1 protein-coding gene is annotated in these 590 nt (G+C 49.3%); it reads left to right on the plus strand.

Annotated elements, in window-relative coordinates; translation table 11 throughout:
* Positions 1 to 18: 18 nt before the first annotated feature.
* Positions 19 to 590: condensation domain-containing protein (locus AC1TPB_RS25015; RefSeq protein ID WP_482078961.1), on the plus strand; the 572-nt coding region annotated here is incomplete at its 3' end.

A 590-nucleotide genomic window follows, 5' to 3' on the forward strand; every position in this document is an offset into this window, starting at 1 on the left:
TTGATGGACGGCTGGTGCATGGGCATCGTCTTAAAAGAGTTCTTTTATATGTATGCGCAGCATTGTAGTGGTAAAACGGTGGATTTGCCTACTGTGAAGCCCTATATTCACTTTATCAATTGGCTGGAAGAGCAGGATCGCGCAGAAGCGCTGGACTACTGGAGAGATTACTTATCTGGATACGAGCAGTGTACAACGATCCCTACAAGTGGAAATCGCAAGAATCCGTACGTGCTGGAAGAATTTCATCATACGTTCTCGGAGACATTGACCGAGCGGCTGTCACAATCGAGCAAACGGCATCAGGTTACGATGAACAGTATGCTGCAAGTGGCATGGGGCATGTTGCTGCGTAGCTACAATAATACAGATGACGCGGTGTTCGGAGCCGTCGTGTCGGGGCGTCCAGCGGAAATCGAGGGCATAGAGAACATGGTGGGACTGTTTATTAACACGCTGCCCGTTCGACTTGGTCCGAACGAAAATGCGGAAACGTTCATCGAGACGGTTAAACGCTTGCAGCAGCGAGCGCTTGATTCGGAGAAATACGATTACGTTTCTTTAGCGGAGGTTCAAGCGCAATCGGATCT

It is taken from the genome of Paenibacillus sp. Y951 (genome assembly GCF_056786395.1).